This window comes from Spirochaetota bacterium, from assembly GCA_017999915.1.
Taxonomy (GTDB): Bacteria; Spirochaetota; UBA4802; order UBA4802; family UBA5550; genus RBG-16-49-21.
Genome location: JAGNKX010000001.1, coordinates 112,231 through 126,468 on the forward strand (window position 1 = coordinate 112,231; position 14,238 = coordinate 126,468).

Annotated in this window: 11 protein-coding genes; 2 read left to right on the plus strand and 9 right to left on the minus strand. The window is 55.1% G+C overall.

Features of this window, described 5'->3' with window-relative positions; translation table 11 throughout:
• Nucleotides 1-28: 28 nt before the first annotated feature.
• The 3 genes from nusA to KA369_00435 form a co-directional block, all read right to left on the minus strand.
• Nucleotides 29-1,447 (minus strand): transcription termination/antitermination protein NusA, encoded by a 1,419-nt coding sequence (gene nusA, locus KA369_00425; protein ID MBP7734411.1) that lies wholly within the window; start codon nucleotides 1,445-1,447, stop codon nucleotides 29-31.
• A gap of 15 nt (nucleotides 1,448-1,462) precedes the next feature.
• Nucleotides 1,463-1,903 (minus strand): ribosome maturation factor RimP, encoded by a 441-nt coding sequence (locus KA369_00430; protein ID MBP7734412.1) that lies wholly within the window; start codon nucleotides 1,901-1,903, stop codon nucleotides 1,463-1,465.
• Between the two features lie 123 nt (nucleotides 1,904-2,026).
• Entirely contained in the window at nucleotides 2,027-2,932 is a 906-nt protein-coding gene (locus tag KA369_00435; GenBank protein ID MBP7734413.1) for a diguanylate cyclase, read from the minus strand.
• Between the two features lie 428 nt (nucleotides 2,933-3,360).
• Between KA369_00435 and KA369_00440 the strand changes: the two genes are divergently transcribed.
• Entirely contained in the window at nucleotides 3,361-5,616 is a 2,256-nt protein-coding gene (locus KA369_00440; protein ID MBP7734414.1) for a UvrD-helicase domain-containing protein, read from the plus strand.
• Between the two features lie 23 nt (nucleotides 5,617-5,639).
• Here the strand turns inward: KA369_00440 and KA369_00445 are convergent, their stop codons facing one another.
• Nucleotides 5,640-6,449: a hypothetical protein gene (locus KA369_00445; GenBank protein MBP7734415.1), complete on the minus strand. Its 810-nt coding sequence runs from the start codon at nucleotides 6,447-6,449 to the stop codon at nucleotides 5,640-5,642.
• Between the two features lie 208 nt (nucleotides 6,450-6,657).
• Here KA369_00445 and KA369_00450 point away from each other — a divergent pair, with 208 nt between their 5' ends.
• Nucleotides 6,658-7,422 carry a hypothetical protein gene (locus KA369_00450; protein ID MBP7734416.1) on the plus strand — a complete coding sequence of 255 codons (765 nt, stop codon included), beginning with the start codon at nucleotides 6,658-6,660 and terminating at the stop codon, nucleotides 7,420-7,422.
• Between the two features lie 610 nt (nucleotides 7,423-8,032).
• Here the strand turns inward: KA369_00450 and KA369_00455 are convergent.
• The 5 genes from KA369_00455 to KA369_00475 form a co-directional block, all read right to left on the minus strand.
• Nucleotides 8,033-9,313, minus strand: a complete 1,281-nt coding sequence (locus KA369_00455) for a hypothetical protein (GenBank protein MBP7734417.1) — start codon at nucleotides 9,311-9,313, stop codon at nucleotides 8,033-8,035.
• Between the two features lie 19 nt (nucleotides 9,314-9,332).
• On the minus strand, nucleotides 9,333-10,334 hold the full coding sequence (locus tag KA369_00460) for a TRAM domain-containing protein (protein MBP7734418.1): 1,002 nt from the start codon (nucleotides 10,332-10,334) through the stop codon (nucleotides 9,333-9,335).
• Nucleotides 10,335-10,629: 295 nt separating this feature from the next.
• Nucleotides 10,630-11,124, minus strand: coding sequence for a transcriptional regulator (locus KA369_00465; protein MBP7734419.1), 495 nt, complete (start codon nucleotides 11,122-11,124; stop codon nucleotides 10,630-10,632).
• A gap of 323 nt (nucleotides 11,125-11,447) precedes the next feature.
• Nucleotides 11,448-13,793 (minus strand): PBP1A family penicillin-binding protein, encoded by a 2,346-nt coding sequence (locus KA369_00470; protein ID MBP7734420.1) that lies wholly within the window; start codon nucleotides 13,791-13,793, stop codon nucleotides 11,448-11,450.
• A gap of 88 nt (nucleotides 13,794-13,881) precedes the next feature.
• Entirely contained in the window at nucleotides 13,882-14,088 is a 207-nt protein-coding gene (locus tag KA369_00475) for a hypothetical protein (protein ID MBP7734421.1), read from the minus strand.
• Nucleotides 14,089-14,238 lie beyond the last annotated feature (150 nt).

The window sequence follows — 14,238 nt, forward strand, 5'->3', positions numbered from 1 at the left end:
CACCACCAGGGCCGAACCGTGCCGGAGCCTATTCTTCCTCTTTCGGTTTTTCCTGCCCGTCGGTCCCCTTTGTCCCCTCTGATGTTTCCGTGCCTTCTTCAGAACTTTTCTCCGTGCCCGGGTCCTCCTCTGATGCTTTCTCTGATTCTCCTTCCTCTGATTCATCGAAATCAACGCTTTCGGCGATTATCTCAAGTATTTTTTTGGCGGTTTTCTCGCCGATGCCGTCGATGGCCATGAGCTCTTCCAGCGATTTTTCCACGAGATCCTCGACGGAGAAGACCCCGCCGTTCTCCAGGAGCTTGATGGTCCTCGTCTCGAGGCCGGGCAGCTCTGACAGCGGCGTTTCGTCCTCGTTGACCTTCGAGAAGAGCTGCTCCACGATGGCGCGCGACTCGCTCGAGGAGAGGAAGTCGCGGTACGAATCCTCGGTCTTGATGTCAATGTCGAAGCCGCAGAGCTTCGACGCCAGGCGCACGTTGTGGCCCGCCTTGCCCAGGGCCAGGTGCTTCTGGTCGTTGTCGATAACGGCTATGACGCCGCCATCGGATTTCTCGACGATTTCATGGACCTTCGCCGGGGTCAGGGCGTTGCCCGCCATGATCTTCCGGTCCTCGAACCATTCCACGACATCGATCTTCTCGCCCTCGAGCTCCCGCACGATCGACTGGATGCGGATGCCCTTCATGCCGACGCAGGCGCCGACGGAATCGACATCATCGCGCTCGCTCGTGACGGCCACCTTGGTGCGCATTCCCGGCTCGCGCACGACCTTGACGATGCGGACAACGCCGTCATATATTTCCGGAATCTCCATTTCGAAGAGCTTCTCGATGAAGGTGGGGTGCGTGCGGGACAGGATGATGCTCGGTCCCTTGGAGTTCTTCTGCACGGCGAGAATGAGCGCCTTCACCCGGTCGCCCACCTTGTAGTGCTCAAGGGGGTTCTGCTCGCGGGCCGGGAGTATTCCCTCGGTGCGGCCCAGGTCGATGTAGATGGCGTCCTTGGTCTTGCGCTGGAGAAAGCCGTTGATGAGCTCTCCCTCCTTGTCGACGAATTCGCCGTATATGATGTTCTTCTCAGCTTCCTTTATCTTCTGGATGATGACCTGCTTCGCGGTCTGGGCAGCGATCCTTCCAAACGATTCAAGGGGATCCTCCTCGACCTCGATGTCGTCCCCCAGCTGGGCGTTCGGGGCGATCCGGGAGGCCTCGCCGGCCGATATCTCCTCGGCCCTGTTCCGGACCGTCTTGACGACCATTTTCTTGGACACGACCTTCACGCTGTTCTTGTCCCGGTCGAAAACGACCCGCACGTTGTCGATCATGCCGTACTGCTTCTTGAACGCGGACAGCATCGCGGATTCCACGATCTGCTCGATATATTCCCGGGGGATTCCCTTGTCGGTCGCTATTTCGTGTAATGCCTCAAAAAAATTCTTGCTCATGGCTCCTGCACCTTTTTAATAATCAAGATTAGCGCTGATAATCACATCGAATGGAATTTCCGTTGTTCCCTTTTCATGGGAAACCGCCACGGTCGCATCGGTCATATCACCGATGGTGCCCTTGACGACCCGGCGGCCGCCATCATCTTCATAAATGACCTTCACCGGGGCACCGGGAAACCGCCTGAACTCGGAGCTGTTGCGCAGCAGCCTGTTGAGGCCCGGCGATGATACTTCCAGGGAGTAGTTCGGCAGGTCTTCCTCGGCGTCCAGCCGCGCTGACAGCTCCCGTGAGAATTTCTCGCAATCGAGGTGCGATATCCCGGCGAGGCTGTCAATCTTAACATGAATCTGGGAATTCTCTCCTTTATAAAGGATTGAGGATTCGTAAATCAGGTAGCCCAGGGCGCCGGCGGTATCCTCGATAAGCTCCAACATTCGTTCTTTGATCTGCACGACTGTATATCCATAGTAAAAGAGAGTGGGTGGCCCACTCTCCTGTCAATCGCTCATCACAATACCCAACATCATCTTAACTGAACCACTATCAACTATGGCCCTATAGATTGCAAGCTTTTTTTACAGGGCCTTCTCCGGCTCGATGACAATCCTGTTCCGGCCCGCATTCTTGGCCGCGTACATGCGTCCGTCGGCGATCTTGACCAGCTCTTCCGCGGCAGCCGCCCCCTGGTCAAGCTCGCGGTTATCGGCGATGCCTCCGCTGAAGGTGACATGGATCTGGGCATTCTCGAAGGTATATTGCTCCCGGTCGATGGAGTCCTTGATCCTCTGCAACACTTCGAAGGATTCCTTCTTGTTGCAGTCCTTGAAGAGGATTATGAATTCCTCGCCGCCGTACCGGGCCACCAGGTCATAGGGCCTGACGCTCTTTTTCAGATAATCGGCGAGCTGTCTCAGGACGAAGTCCCCCGCCTGATGCCCCAGGGTGTCATTGATATTCTTGAAATGATCGATATCGATCAGGGCTATGGAAAAGCATTTCCGCGTGTTACGCCGGCCGTGCTCCACGATCTTGTCGAGGTATTCGAAGAAATAGCGCCGGTTATGGACCCCGGTCAGGGGATCGGTGATGGTCTGTTCGCGGAGCTCATGCTCCTGCTTCTTTTTGATGAGGGCCGAGCGGATCCGGGCGCGCAGCTCTATCTCGTTGAACGGCTTTTTGATATAGTCAACGCCGCCGGATTCAAAGCCCCGTTCCACGTCCTTGCCCGTGTCCTTCGATGTGATAAAAATGATGGGAATATCGGCGAATTTTTCGATGCTCGACAATTTCTTTGCGATCTGGAATCCGTCCTCCCCCGGCATGACCACGTCCAGGAGGATGATCGACGGGGTTTCGCGCTTCAGGACATGCCACATCTCCTCGCCGCAGGAGGCGCTCAGGAAGGTATAATCTTCAAGGAGTTTCGTTAATAACGCGGTATCGACACGGGAGTCATCGACCAATAAAATCGTTTCAGCCACGGGTTCATGTTCCTCCTGACATTCACGGGATGCCTGGAAAGCGGACACGGCGAGTCCGTGTTGCTATGGTCATAGCTTTGATTTGTACGCTTTCCCTGTCAAACAGTAAAAGGTTTTTTTTATTAATTTAAGGGCTGTTCGTAAAATTTAAAACGGCCGCACCGTCCCTGGCGGCATTGAATAGTTTTACCTGGTTCGTCAGTGCGAGGGAAGCGAACAATCCTGTCATTATTCAGGTAAAAAACCGCTATCTCATGATCCATTGCTTTGAGCATGGTCGAGATCGCTTCGTCGTGGAATTTATCCCGAGCCTGTCGAGGGACTCCTCGCGATGACCGTGGAGAGTAAAATTTAAGTCAGCGTCGTTTTTCTTCTTGCCACAATACCGGCAAAAGAAGAATCTGCTTTAAATTCATAAAGGAACCGCAATGTCCATTCTCGAAAACCTTAACGAAAACCAGAAAAAAGCCGTTTTGCATACCGAAGGCCCCCTCCTTATTCTTGCCGGTGCCGGCTCCGGCAAGACCAGGGTCATAACCCACCGGATCGCCTACCTGGTGGGAGAAAAGCGTGTTCCCCCCACCGCCATATTCGCCGTCACCTTCACCAACAAGGCAACGGAGGAGATGAAGAACCGCATCATCAGGCTCATCGGCCCCCAGGGGGCCAGCGTGTTCATCAAGACCTTTCACGCCGCATCCGTGTACATCCTGCGGCGCTACGGGGAGCGGATCGGCATCCCGTCTTCATTTTCCATTTACGACACGTCCGACCAGGCGACGCTGGTGAAGGAGATCCTTCTCCAGATGCGACTGGACCCGAAAAAGATCCGGCCCGAGTCGATCGTGTCAAAAATATCTGAGGTGAAGGACAAGGCCGAGCTGATCGACGGCGCCGACCCCGGTCTCCTGGCGCAGAAAACGCATTTCTATGATTTCCAGGAGATCTATGACGAGTACCACCGGCTGATGGCCAAGAACAACGCCCTTGACTTCAACGATCTCCTTATCAAGACCGTGCAGCTCCTCCGCTCGGACGCCGATGCCCTCGGGCGTCTCCAGCGCCAGTGGTCGTACTTCATGGTCGACGAATACCAGGACACCAACTACGCCCAGTACCTGATCGCCAAGCACCTGGCCTCGGCGAGCAGGAACATCTGCGTCGTCGGCGACGACGACCAGTCGATCTACTCGTGGCGCGGCGCCGATATCCGCAACATCCTGAACTTCGAAAAGGATTACCTGGGCGCCGCCGTCGTCACCCTTGACAAAAACTACCGGTCGCGACAGCCGATACTCTCCGCTGCGGCATCGGTGATCAGGAACAACGTGAACCGGAAGGAGAAGAACCTGAACGCGCACAAGGGCGAGGGAGAAGCGGTGGTGTGGTGCAAGACAAACAACGAGTACGGCGAGGCGGAATACGTGGTGAACACCATCATGTCGCTGAAGCACCGGGAAAACCTTTCCAGCGGCGACTTCGCCATCTTCTACCGCACCAACGCCCAGTCCCGCGTGTTCGAAGATCGCCTCAGAAAAGAGAACATTCCCTACCGCGTCGTGGGAGGCATGAAGTTCTACGAACGCAAGGAGATCAAGGACATCCTTGCCTACCTGAAATTCATCGTGAACCCCCTCGACCTGATATCCATGCTCCGCATCATCAACACCCCGGCCCGGGGCATCGGCAGGGTGACCATCGACAAGATCCGCGACCACGCCGCACGGGACGGCGAGCCGGAATGGAACGTGATTCGGGATAACCGGCTCGGCGAGAAGCTCCCCAAGGGGCTTGTCGACTTCAGAAGCCTCATGCTGAAATGCCAGGAATCGGCCCGGGAGATACCGCGGACCAAGCTGTCCGATTTCGTGAGCCAGGTCCTGGAGCTCTCCGGCTATGTCAAGACCCTCGAGGAGGATGACTCGATGGAGAGCCGCTCCCGCCTGGAGAACATAAGCGAGCTCGTGAACAGCATCTACGATTACGAGCAGGTGTACCCCGAGGCGACCCTCGACCAGTTCTTGCAGGACATCTCCCTGTACACGTCCGAGGAAAACCCGGAGGAAGACCCCGACAGCAGGACCGCCATGGTCACCCTGATGACCGTGCACAACGCCAAGGGCCTCGAGTACCCGGTGGTGTTCCTCACGGGGATGGAGGAGGACATCTTCCCCCACCGCCTTTCATCGGACACCGAGGAGGGGATCGAGGAGGAGCGGCGCCTCTGCTACGTGGGGATCACCCGGGCCATGGAGCGCGTCTACATCACCTGCGCCGAGCTGCGGCGGACCTTCCACGAGATATTCCACAAGGAGCCGTCGCGGTTCATCTTCGAGATACCCCCCGACCTCCTCAATATGCAGGAATTCTATTCCAGCAGCTACCAGAACGGCGCTTCCTTCCGCAATCCCTACGGCGTGAAGAAGACCTACGCCGAATCCCACTTTGACGCCGATGACGGCACCGGCGACGAAGCGGCTGAAGAGCCGGCAGCGGAGGACTCCGCGGCCGGACGAAGCGATTCGAAGTTCAGGATCAGGGACAGCGTGCTCCATCCGAAGTACGGCATCGGCCGGGTCCTCAGCATCGAGGGCTCCGGCGACAACGTGAAGCTCACCATCCTCTTCGGCAAGTCGAGCAAGACCTTCCTGGAGAAATACACTCCCCTGGAGAAGGCGGATTGATCGATGCAAGGATTAAGGCCTTGCTACAATACCCGCCACCCCGCAATAACCGAAAGAGACAATGACTGCAGCGGCTTACGGGCCGTTGAGACAATGCTGTAGCTCAGGTCGATTCCCACCAGGAAGCCCTTCCACGCATCGTAGTAACAGCCGGCGGAAACCCCGAAGACATTGAGGTTCTCGATGATGTTCCTTTTGAAAATGGGAAGATACGGGTCCCGGGACGTGTAATAAATCCGGGAAAGTCCGTCCCAGATGCGGCCGTACACGGTAAGGGTGTTGCGGGGAAGCTTGAATGGATACCGGTAAACTATCGCCGGATATACCTGCACCTGGGAAAGCCTCGCACGGTACCGCATCGGGTCATCCTTGTAATCCATTGCAGCGTACCGGCAATGAACTTCCGGAGAGAGGCCAAATAAATTAATATAATACACGCCGGCGGTGAAGGAAACCAGGTGGCCGGGTTTGTATGCACTTCCGTAATCGGCCACGGGAAAATAACCGCCGTAGCCCGCGAAAAGAGCGACATACTCCCTGCTTGTCGGATCGAAGAAGGCAGGGCTCCTCTTGGCGATTTTATTTTTCACGGGTCGTTGATCGGCATCTTCGGAAGTTTTATCTTGCCGCGCCGGTTCATTGGTCAATGGATCGTCAGGCTTTTTATCGTTCTTTTGCGGTTCGGCACCGTTCGTTTTTTCTTCCGCATCGTCGGCAACGCTCTTCACCTCCGGATCTTTTGCATGAGAACCCGGCAGCGCCATAATGACCGCGGCATTCAGCACAAGAAAGGAAATCAGCACCATGCCGCAAAGGCCTTTTTGTAAATTCATTTTTATCATGGTTCGGAGCACTTGAATAATCCTTATTTTTACATTGAAAAACGCCCACAGGTCCCTTTTCATATGAAAATATATGAAGGTTACGGGACAAATTTTGTTTTTCTAGGATGCCATAATAACGTATGCATCCATTAATTACTTATAATCCGATCCTTTCAAGCCGAAAATTAATGACAGAGATATTGATCCCATGATGCCAATGAAAAAACCATTATCCATCATCTTCATTTTATTATTAGGCGCCTCCTGCGGGACCGTGCAGTCGCCCGGGCCTGCCGGTGTTTCTCCATTGAAGAGCCTCTTTGAGCTGTGCGAATCCGACCTGGAAAAAGCGAAAAAAGTCATCATAGAACGGGACCTGGTCAAGATGCTTACTCACCTCCAGCTCATGGACAACGGCGGCGACAAGTACTATCTCCTTGAACGAGACAGCATCACCTCGATGATCAAGGCTGTCACCGCAGGGGTATATTCCGACTTCATCCTTATAAATAAGGAAGGGACCGTTGTGTATACCATGGAAAACAACGGGATCTTCGCCAAGAACGTCAGGACCAGCCTGGGCCGCACCGCCCTCCGCTCCTGCTACGTGAACCGCGATATTAAGCCGTTTATCGCCAGTGTCGCCTCGGCTCCATTCTACTGGGACGGCTATTATATAGCGATCTCATCCGAGGTAAACGCGCCGGGGACTCTGGCGGGGACCTTCATCCTCCTGATCGACATGGAGAAGGTGCAAAAGCTGGTCGGAGAAAAGTCGGTCATTGTCGGGTCCACGGGGACTTACGAGGTCGCCGGGGACCGGAATAAAATTCACACCGCCTATGTTGATTTTGACAGGATCGACCTTTCATCGCCGTGCAGCGACCTCGCCGTGCGCCGCTTCTCCCGCTCCACCGGCGGAAGCGCCGCGTACCGTCTCTTCAACTACAGCAACCTGCGGTGGATTATTATTACCGAGTAATCATTGTTTATTGCCCCGGACCGGGGCGAGGATTTTTGCGAGAGGAAGAGGGTGGCATCCCTCTTCCTCTCGCGCTCTTCATCACCCCGCTCGCTCAGGCGCCGCGAGGGGCTAGGCGATTAACTCAGCCGCATTCACTTCGCTGCGCTTCGTTCGGTGCGGCTTCAGACAACAATCGCCTATCAGAATCCGCCCTTCGGGCGGATGTTTTGATTGCCTAGATATTGTTAGTAAAAGAAAATTGTAAACCCGTAGCCTTAATACTGCAGGTATTCATAGTAACATCTATAACGAGTCGCCGGGCACGAGGACCGGCGTCGCGAGGATGCCCCAGGATGGGGCTTCCGGAGCGAAAGGAGCGAGACTCTTATAGACATCGCCTTAAAACGAACATTCACCGAAAGCATTCAAGAGCCGATAGAACTGAAAGTTATAAACAACATCAAGCCATAGCCCCCGCCGGCATTGAGGCGGCGCGGGGGGTGGGATCGAAAGGGCCACCTTTTTCTCGACATCCTGTCGAGTGGCGGCAGGCGGGCATCCTGCCCGCTCGATGTTGTGTCCGCGCTGACACCCCCTCCCTTTTATAGTACGCCGACCCGCCTCCGGGTCAAGACTTGGATTTGTCTTGAGAGACAATTTTATAAACTTTTTCATGGATATCGCTGAAGAGATGGGGAAACTCGAAGGAGTCGGAGAGGAGGACCACAAGCTTTTTCGCGTACTCCACAAGCTTCGCGTCGTTGATGCTCCTGATGTTCCCGTCGATGATGCCGCGCAGCACGCCGGGAAACAGCGCGGCCAGATCGGCAATGTTTTTTCGCACGAATTCGCGCACGCCCTTGCCCGATATCTCGTCCATATCCGGTTCCTCATCCTCCATGAAGGAGATGACGAACTGGCCGGGCCGGATCTTCCGGTATTCCTCGATGGTGAAGTTGTTTTTGAGCAGCACGGTGACGTCGGCGTTGCCGAAGATATTCTCCGCGGTGGTCGCCAGCCCCCCCTGGTTCTCCAGGGCCAGCATCGCCTTTTCGCTATTGTCGAACCCGAGGATCCTCCGGAAGCCGATCTTGTCCAGCACCCGGGCCAGGCGCACCGCGCTCAGGTCGATGCCGATGAAGCCGACGGTCGTTTCCTCGGCCTTGATGCGGTACTTCATCATGACCTTTATGATGAGAGCCAGCAGGAACAGCGGGATGTCGTCATGCTCCAGGGAAATCACCGGCACGGTGATGTCCGAAAAGAGCATGTCGTAGAGCATGATCGAGGCCTCGTCAATGCGGGTGACGCGGAGGGCGGAATAGTTCTGCTCGATTTTCTTCAGCACCTGGATCACGTCTTCCGGGTGCTCGAAGCGCACCGCCAGGGGAAACCCGTTCAGGCCCGCGAACCTGTTGATGATCACGGCATCCCGTTCGGCGCCGACAAATTCATGGAGGAGATGCACCCGGGAGCCTTCGTCGGTCGCCTTGATGCCTGAAATCAGGCCGACGTTCCGCACGATGCTGGTGTAGCGCCGTCCGTCCTCGCCCTTGATCTTCTCCTGCATCAGGTCGGCGGCGCCCAGCACCGAGGTGTTGAAATCGGTGACGTTCTCAACGGGCATCTTCCCGGAGACCGAGAGAAGGCCGCCCACGATCCTCTCCTCGATCACGTTCCTGACCGATATGAAGCGGTACTTGTCGCCGGCGCTGCTTATGATGGTGATGAACTCCTCGAACCGCTTCAGACTGTCTGAGGCGATGCGGAGGCTGTAGAGGTAGCCGTCGTCCGACTCCTCGATGTGCTGGAGCTCGAGGAGGTCGCATTCCCGCTTGTAGAGCTCGTCAACGAAGCTGGGAAAGCTCTTCTTCTTTATGATGACCGTGATCTCGTTGATCAATCGCATGGGCGGCGCCCCGTCGCTTTCAGTATTCTTTCAGCCTGGTGAAAATCATCCGCCCCGCCGTCGTCTGCAGCACCGAAGTGACCGTTACATCGACCTCGTCGTTCAGCCGCTTCCGTCCGTTCTCGACAACGACCATGGTGCCGTCGTCGAGGTAGCCGATGGCCTGGTTCTGGTCCTTCCCCTCCTTGATGAGCGCGACCCGCATCTCCTCGCCGGGAAGCACCACTGGCTTCAGGGAATTGGAGAGCTGGTTGATGTTCAGGACCGGAACCCCGTGGAACTCGGCCACCTTGTTCAGGTTGAAGTCGTTGGTGATGACCTTGGCGTTCATGATCTTGGCCAGCTTCACGAGCTTCGCGTCCACCTCGTTGATGTCCGCGAAATCCATGTCCGTGATCTTCACCATGATCGACTGGTCCTTCTGCATCTTGTTCAGTATGTCCAGGCCGCGCCGGCCGCGGTTCCTCTTGATCGAGTCCGCCGAGTCGGCGATCATCTGGAGCTCGTTCAGGACGAAGTTGGGGATCACCAGGATGCCCTCGATGAAGCCGGTGTCGCAGATGTCGGCGATCCGTCCGTCGATGATGACGCTGGTATCGAGGATCTTGTAGGCGATCTTTTCGTCCGAGTTCTCCTCGTCGGAGGACACGATCTTGTCCAGGAAGGATATCTCGTCGAAATTGATCACGAAGTACATCATCACGAAAAAGCCCGTCAGGTGATAGATGAGGGGCGTGATGATGTGCGAATACTCGTCGAGGGCCGTGATGTGCAGCGCCCCGTAGGCGAGGTTCAGGAGATGCCCCAGGGTGAAGCCGACGATCAGGCCGATGATCGCGGCGGCGAACATCCGCGCCGAAAAGGTATGGAGCACGTATTCCACGAGGATGAGCACGAGAAGCGAAACGACGCCGGCCACCGCCGCAGCGGCCATGATGATATAAAAGGCCTTATCGACAAAATAGAGCGAGGAAAAGAGCATTGATAATACGATAAATAATATCCGCAAAATAATAATCATGATGGACTCCTTGCATGACGAAATCTGATGCAGGATGCGCGATCCGCATCCATCGCCTCGCCGGGTCGACCAGGCCTCGTCTCGCGAAGACGCGACGCCGGCATGGGATGTACCCGGGAAATGCGGCACCTGAATCCGTTATAATAGTAATAACTGACTGCGGGCAGCTCGGCACCATTCGACTGATATGACCCGGCGCAAACCCGGAGGAAGGGTGTCGCAGGGGCATGGAGCAGGCTTGAACGGTGCGTTGTGCCCGGAAGGGAGCATCCTTGTATAGTGATGAACGGCTCCCTTATTTTTTCGGATGATGAGATGAGAGGGCCTCGGAAACCAGGTTACCGGCTTCCTCCAGGTCGACATTTTTAGACAGGGCAACTTCATGAGTGACAAGCTGATACGCGTTTTCGTAGAGCTTCCGTTCCATTATGGAAAGCTCCTTCTCGCGTCCCCGGCGGTACAGGTCCCGGGCCACCTCGGAAACCTCGTAGATGGAACCGCTTTTCACCTTGTCAATATTGTTCTGGTACCGTTCCTTCCAATCGTCCACCGAGCTTATTTCATTTTTAGTCAGAACGCCGAGAACCTTTTTAATATCCTTTTTCGGTATGATGCTACGTATTCCAATTTGTTCAGCGTTCTTTACCGGGATCATCACCTTCATGCCGCTGTTCAGGATTGTAATAATATAGTATTCGCTTCTCTTGCCTAAAATGACTTTTTTTTCGATGGCCTCTATTCTCCCCACGCCGTGCATGGGATAGACAATATTGTCACCGACCTTGAACATATGAATTCCCTATACCTCACCCTCTCAAATTAAGAGAATTATATCATAAAATTTAATAATTTCAAGAATAATTCTGCAGAAAACAGGTTACAATGCAAAAAATGATGATAAAATAAGAATACTATTGCCTGTACCTCCTTATTACACCGGTTTTTCAGCGTTTTAAGATGGCTTCTGTATACGGTTCCAACCTCCTGTTAAATTTATAGCAAACATGGTTCCCTCCCATGGGAGGGAGGGGCGATTATTAATAGTGTACGTATAAATAATAAAAAATCAAACGAAAATCTCCAAAAAAAGAAGATCAGCGGTCCTGAAACCGGTCACTGACTGCGGAATTTCCTTTCTTCTATGAATCCTTCAATTTCCATGTAGCGTTCCAGGACCGATTTCATGATATCATTGCCGTCGGTGCTGTAGTACTGCGACTGTGCGCCCTCCAGGCCGTACCCGGCCCCGATCTTGCACACGCCCGGTGGCATATCGGGAAACTGCGGGTCCGGCTTCCCTTTATAGAAGCCGTCCATGAAGCGCCCCCAGACAGGAGCCGCCACTTCCGACGCGGCCTGGTGAGTTCCCAGGGAAAGGAACGACTGGTCATAGCCGACCCATACAACAGCCGCGACATCGGGCGTGAAACCGCAGAACCACGCGTCCGACCAGTTGGAGGTGGAGCCGGTTTTGCCGGCGCCCTTCTTGGCATAGCCGCCCTTGATGCGGATCCCCTCGGTGGCTGTACCGCTATCCACGACCTTCATCATGAGCTGCGTCATGATCCAGGCGACGTCCTCGCTGATGACCTGTATCGTGCCGTTCTTGGCTTTCCGGGCGAGGATCTCTCCCACCTCCCGCTCGATATTCGCCACCTCGTTGCCGTCCCGGTCGACCACATAGCGCACGGCAAAGGGAATGACGTCCTTGCCCCGGTTGGCGTAAATTGCGTAGCCGGTGGCCATCTCGAAGGGCGTCAGCTCGGACGTTCCCAGTGCAATAGTCGGGTTCGCGCCGAATTCCGTGGGCGGCACCTTGGTCATCTTCGAGGCGTAGTCTATGATCCTGTCGGGCCCCAGCAGGTCGTAGAGCCTGATCGATATGACATTGATGGAGGCGGACAGGGCGTTGCTCACCGGCACCATGCCGCGGTACTCGCCCTCGTAGTTGCCCGGTGTCCAGGTGTTGCCGATGGCGTCCACATCGAGGATGGGCGCGTCGGGAAGGTTAGTCTCCGTGGTCACCAGCCTGTTCTCGATGGCGGCGCCGTACACGAAGGGCTTGAAGGACGAGCCGGGCTGCCGCCTGGCCTGGACGGAGCGATTGTACTGGTTCTGGACCTCGAACTTGGAGCCTCCCACCATGGCCTTGATGTAGCTGCTGAAGGGCTCGATGGCGATAATGGCCCCCTCGACGTTCATGACGGAGGAGAGTCCCGTGATCTGGGAATGGTACGCCTCCAGGGACTTGCTGCATCCCGGCGCCTCCGTGAAGAGGGACAGTATCTCCGCCGCGTCGAGGAGATCGTCGGCCATCGTCTGCTTGAAGGCGCCCTCGCCGTCACGGCTGATCGCAACCGACGGGAGAGGGAAAATCATCCGCAGGCCCTCGAAGGAGTCGATCATGCCCGTTTCCATGGCGATGGTCTTGGTCACCGCGCCTTTTACCGAAACCGAGTTCTGCTTCTTCAGGGCGTCTTTTAAAACCCTCTCGGCGATCTTCTGCTCGCGCAGGTTGAGGGTCGTGTACACGCTCAGTCCGTCGTTGTAGACCATCTCATTGCCGAAGCGCGACACGAGGATCTGCCGCACGTAGTCGGTGAAGTACGGGGCCTTGTCCTGAAACTTCGACCGCGCCGTCTTGGTCGGATAATCCATGATGATCGATTCGACGAAGGCGGGCCAGAACTCCTCGTAGATGTGGTCCGCCTTTTTCCTGTCGAGGTAACCCTGGTCAACCATGCGGTTCAGGGTGTCGCGGTTCTTGGCCATGGCCCGCCGCGGGTACTTGATGGGCGACAGGCCGTTGGGACGCGTCGGCAGGCCGGCCAGCACGGAGCTCTCGATGGCGTTGATATACTTGACGTTCTTGTGAAAGAAGAAGCGCGAGGCGGCGGCGACGCCATGGCACCCGTGGCCGAAATAGATCTGGTTGAAATACATCTCCAGGATCTCTTCCTTCGTGAAGCGCTTCTCTATCTGGAGCGCCAGGATCGCCTCCAGGGCCTTGCGGCCGAAGGTTCGCTCCCCCGAGGTAAAGAGCCGCTTGGCCAGCTGCTGGGTGATGGTGGAGCCGCCCTGGGAAATCACCGGCCTGAAGGATTTGATCGAGGCGATGATATTCTTGCCCATGGCCCGCGCAATGGCAGGCGGTGAAATGCCGAAGTGGTCGTAAAAGTCCTGGTCCTCCGCCGACAGGAAGGCGTTCACCAGGCAGGGGGGAAGGTCCTCGAAGGACACGGGATAGCGCCGCTGCTGGAACAGCTCAGCGATCACCTCGCCGTTTACGTCATAGATCCGCGTAGGGATGCTGGGCTGAAAGGCCTTCAGGTTCTCGATGCCGGAGTAGTTTTTGATCTCGGCGGTGACAAAGCCGAACATGAGCCCCCCCAGGAGGCAGAGGCCCATGAACACCTTCAGTGCGATCGTTTCTATCTTGAGTAAATCAATCTTTTCCATTAGACGCAATTCCTGAAAACACGATTCTTCACAAGCATCCGATTCAAATCAACACAAGACCCTATCAGGGCCATTCTAATCGGGATGATCACACTTCCTTCCTGATTATCTTTACCAGATGGGCCACCAGGAACAGGATCACGAAGGCTACGGCCACCCATATGAAAATATAAAACAGGACATGTAAAATGACACCGAGTACTTTTACGACAAAGGGTAATACGTAGAAAAATAACAGAAATAATGACGCCACAATCCCTATATAATAGAAGATCTTCTTAACTGAGTCATCCATAACAACGACCTCTGCAACAGATAAAATATGCACCACTAATTAATTTCACGCCAATAAATCAAATATTTTTTATAAATATTGATTTTTTCTTGATTTAATAGCTTAAAAACAAGGCAATCTTGATAACCTTTAAGGTCTCATTATAGCTAT

What these genes read in the sequence shown, in the direction of transcription:
- KA369_00465 (MBP7734419.1), bottom strand. Translation starts at nt 11,124, where the DNA reads ATGTTCAAGGTCGGTGACAATATTGTCTATCCCATGCACGGCGTGGGG.
- KA369_00450 (MBP7734416.1), top strand. Translation starts at nt 6,658, where the DNA reads ATGAAAAAACCATTATCCATCATCTTCATTTTATTATTAGGCGCCTCC.
- KA369_00475 (MBP7734421.1), bottom strand. Translation starts at nt 14,088, where the DNA reads ATGGATGACTCAGTTAAGAAGATCTTCTATTATATAGGGATTGTGGCG.
- nusA (MBP7734411.1), bottom strand. Translation starts at nt 1,447, where the DNA reads ATGAGCAAGAATTTTTTTGAGGCATTACACGAAATAGCGACCGACAAG.
- KA369_00445 (MBP7734415.1), bottom strand. Translation starts at nt 6,449, where the DNA reads ATGAATTTACAAAAAGGCCTTTGCGGCATGGTGCTGATTTCCTTTCTT.
- KA369_00470 (MBP7734420.1), bottom strand. Translation starts at nt 13,793, where the DNA reads ATGGAAAAGATTGATTTACTCAAGATAGAAACGATCGCACTGAAGGTG.
- KA369_00440 (MBP7734414.1), top strand. Translation starts at nt 3,361, where the DNA reads ATGTCCATTCTCGAAAACCTTAACGAAAACCAGAAAAAAGCCGTTTTG.
- KA369_00455 (MBP7734417.1), bottom strand. Translation starts at nt 9,313, where the DNA reads ATGCGATTGATCAACGAGATCACGGTCATCATAAAGAAGAAGAGCTTT.
- KA369_00460 (MBP7734418.1), bottom strand. Translation starts at nt 10,334, where the DNA reads ATGATTATTATTTTGCGGATATTATTTATCGTATTATCAATGCTCTTT.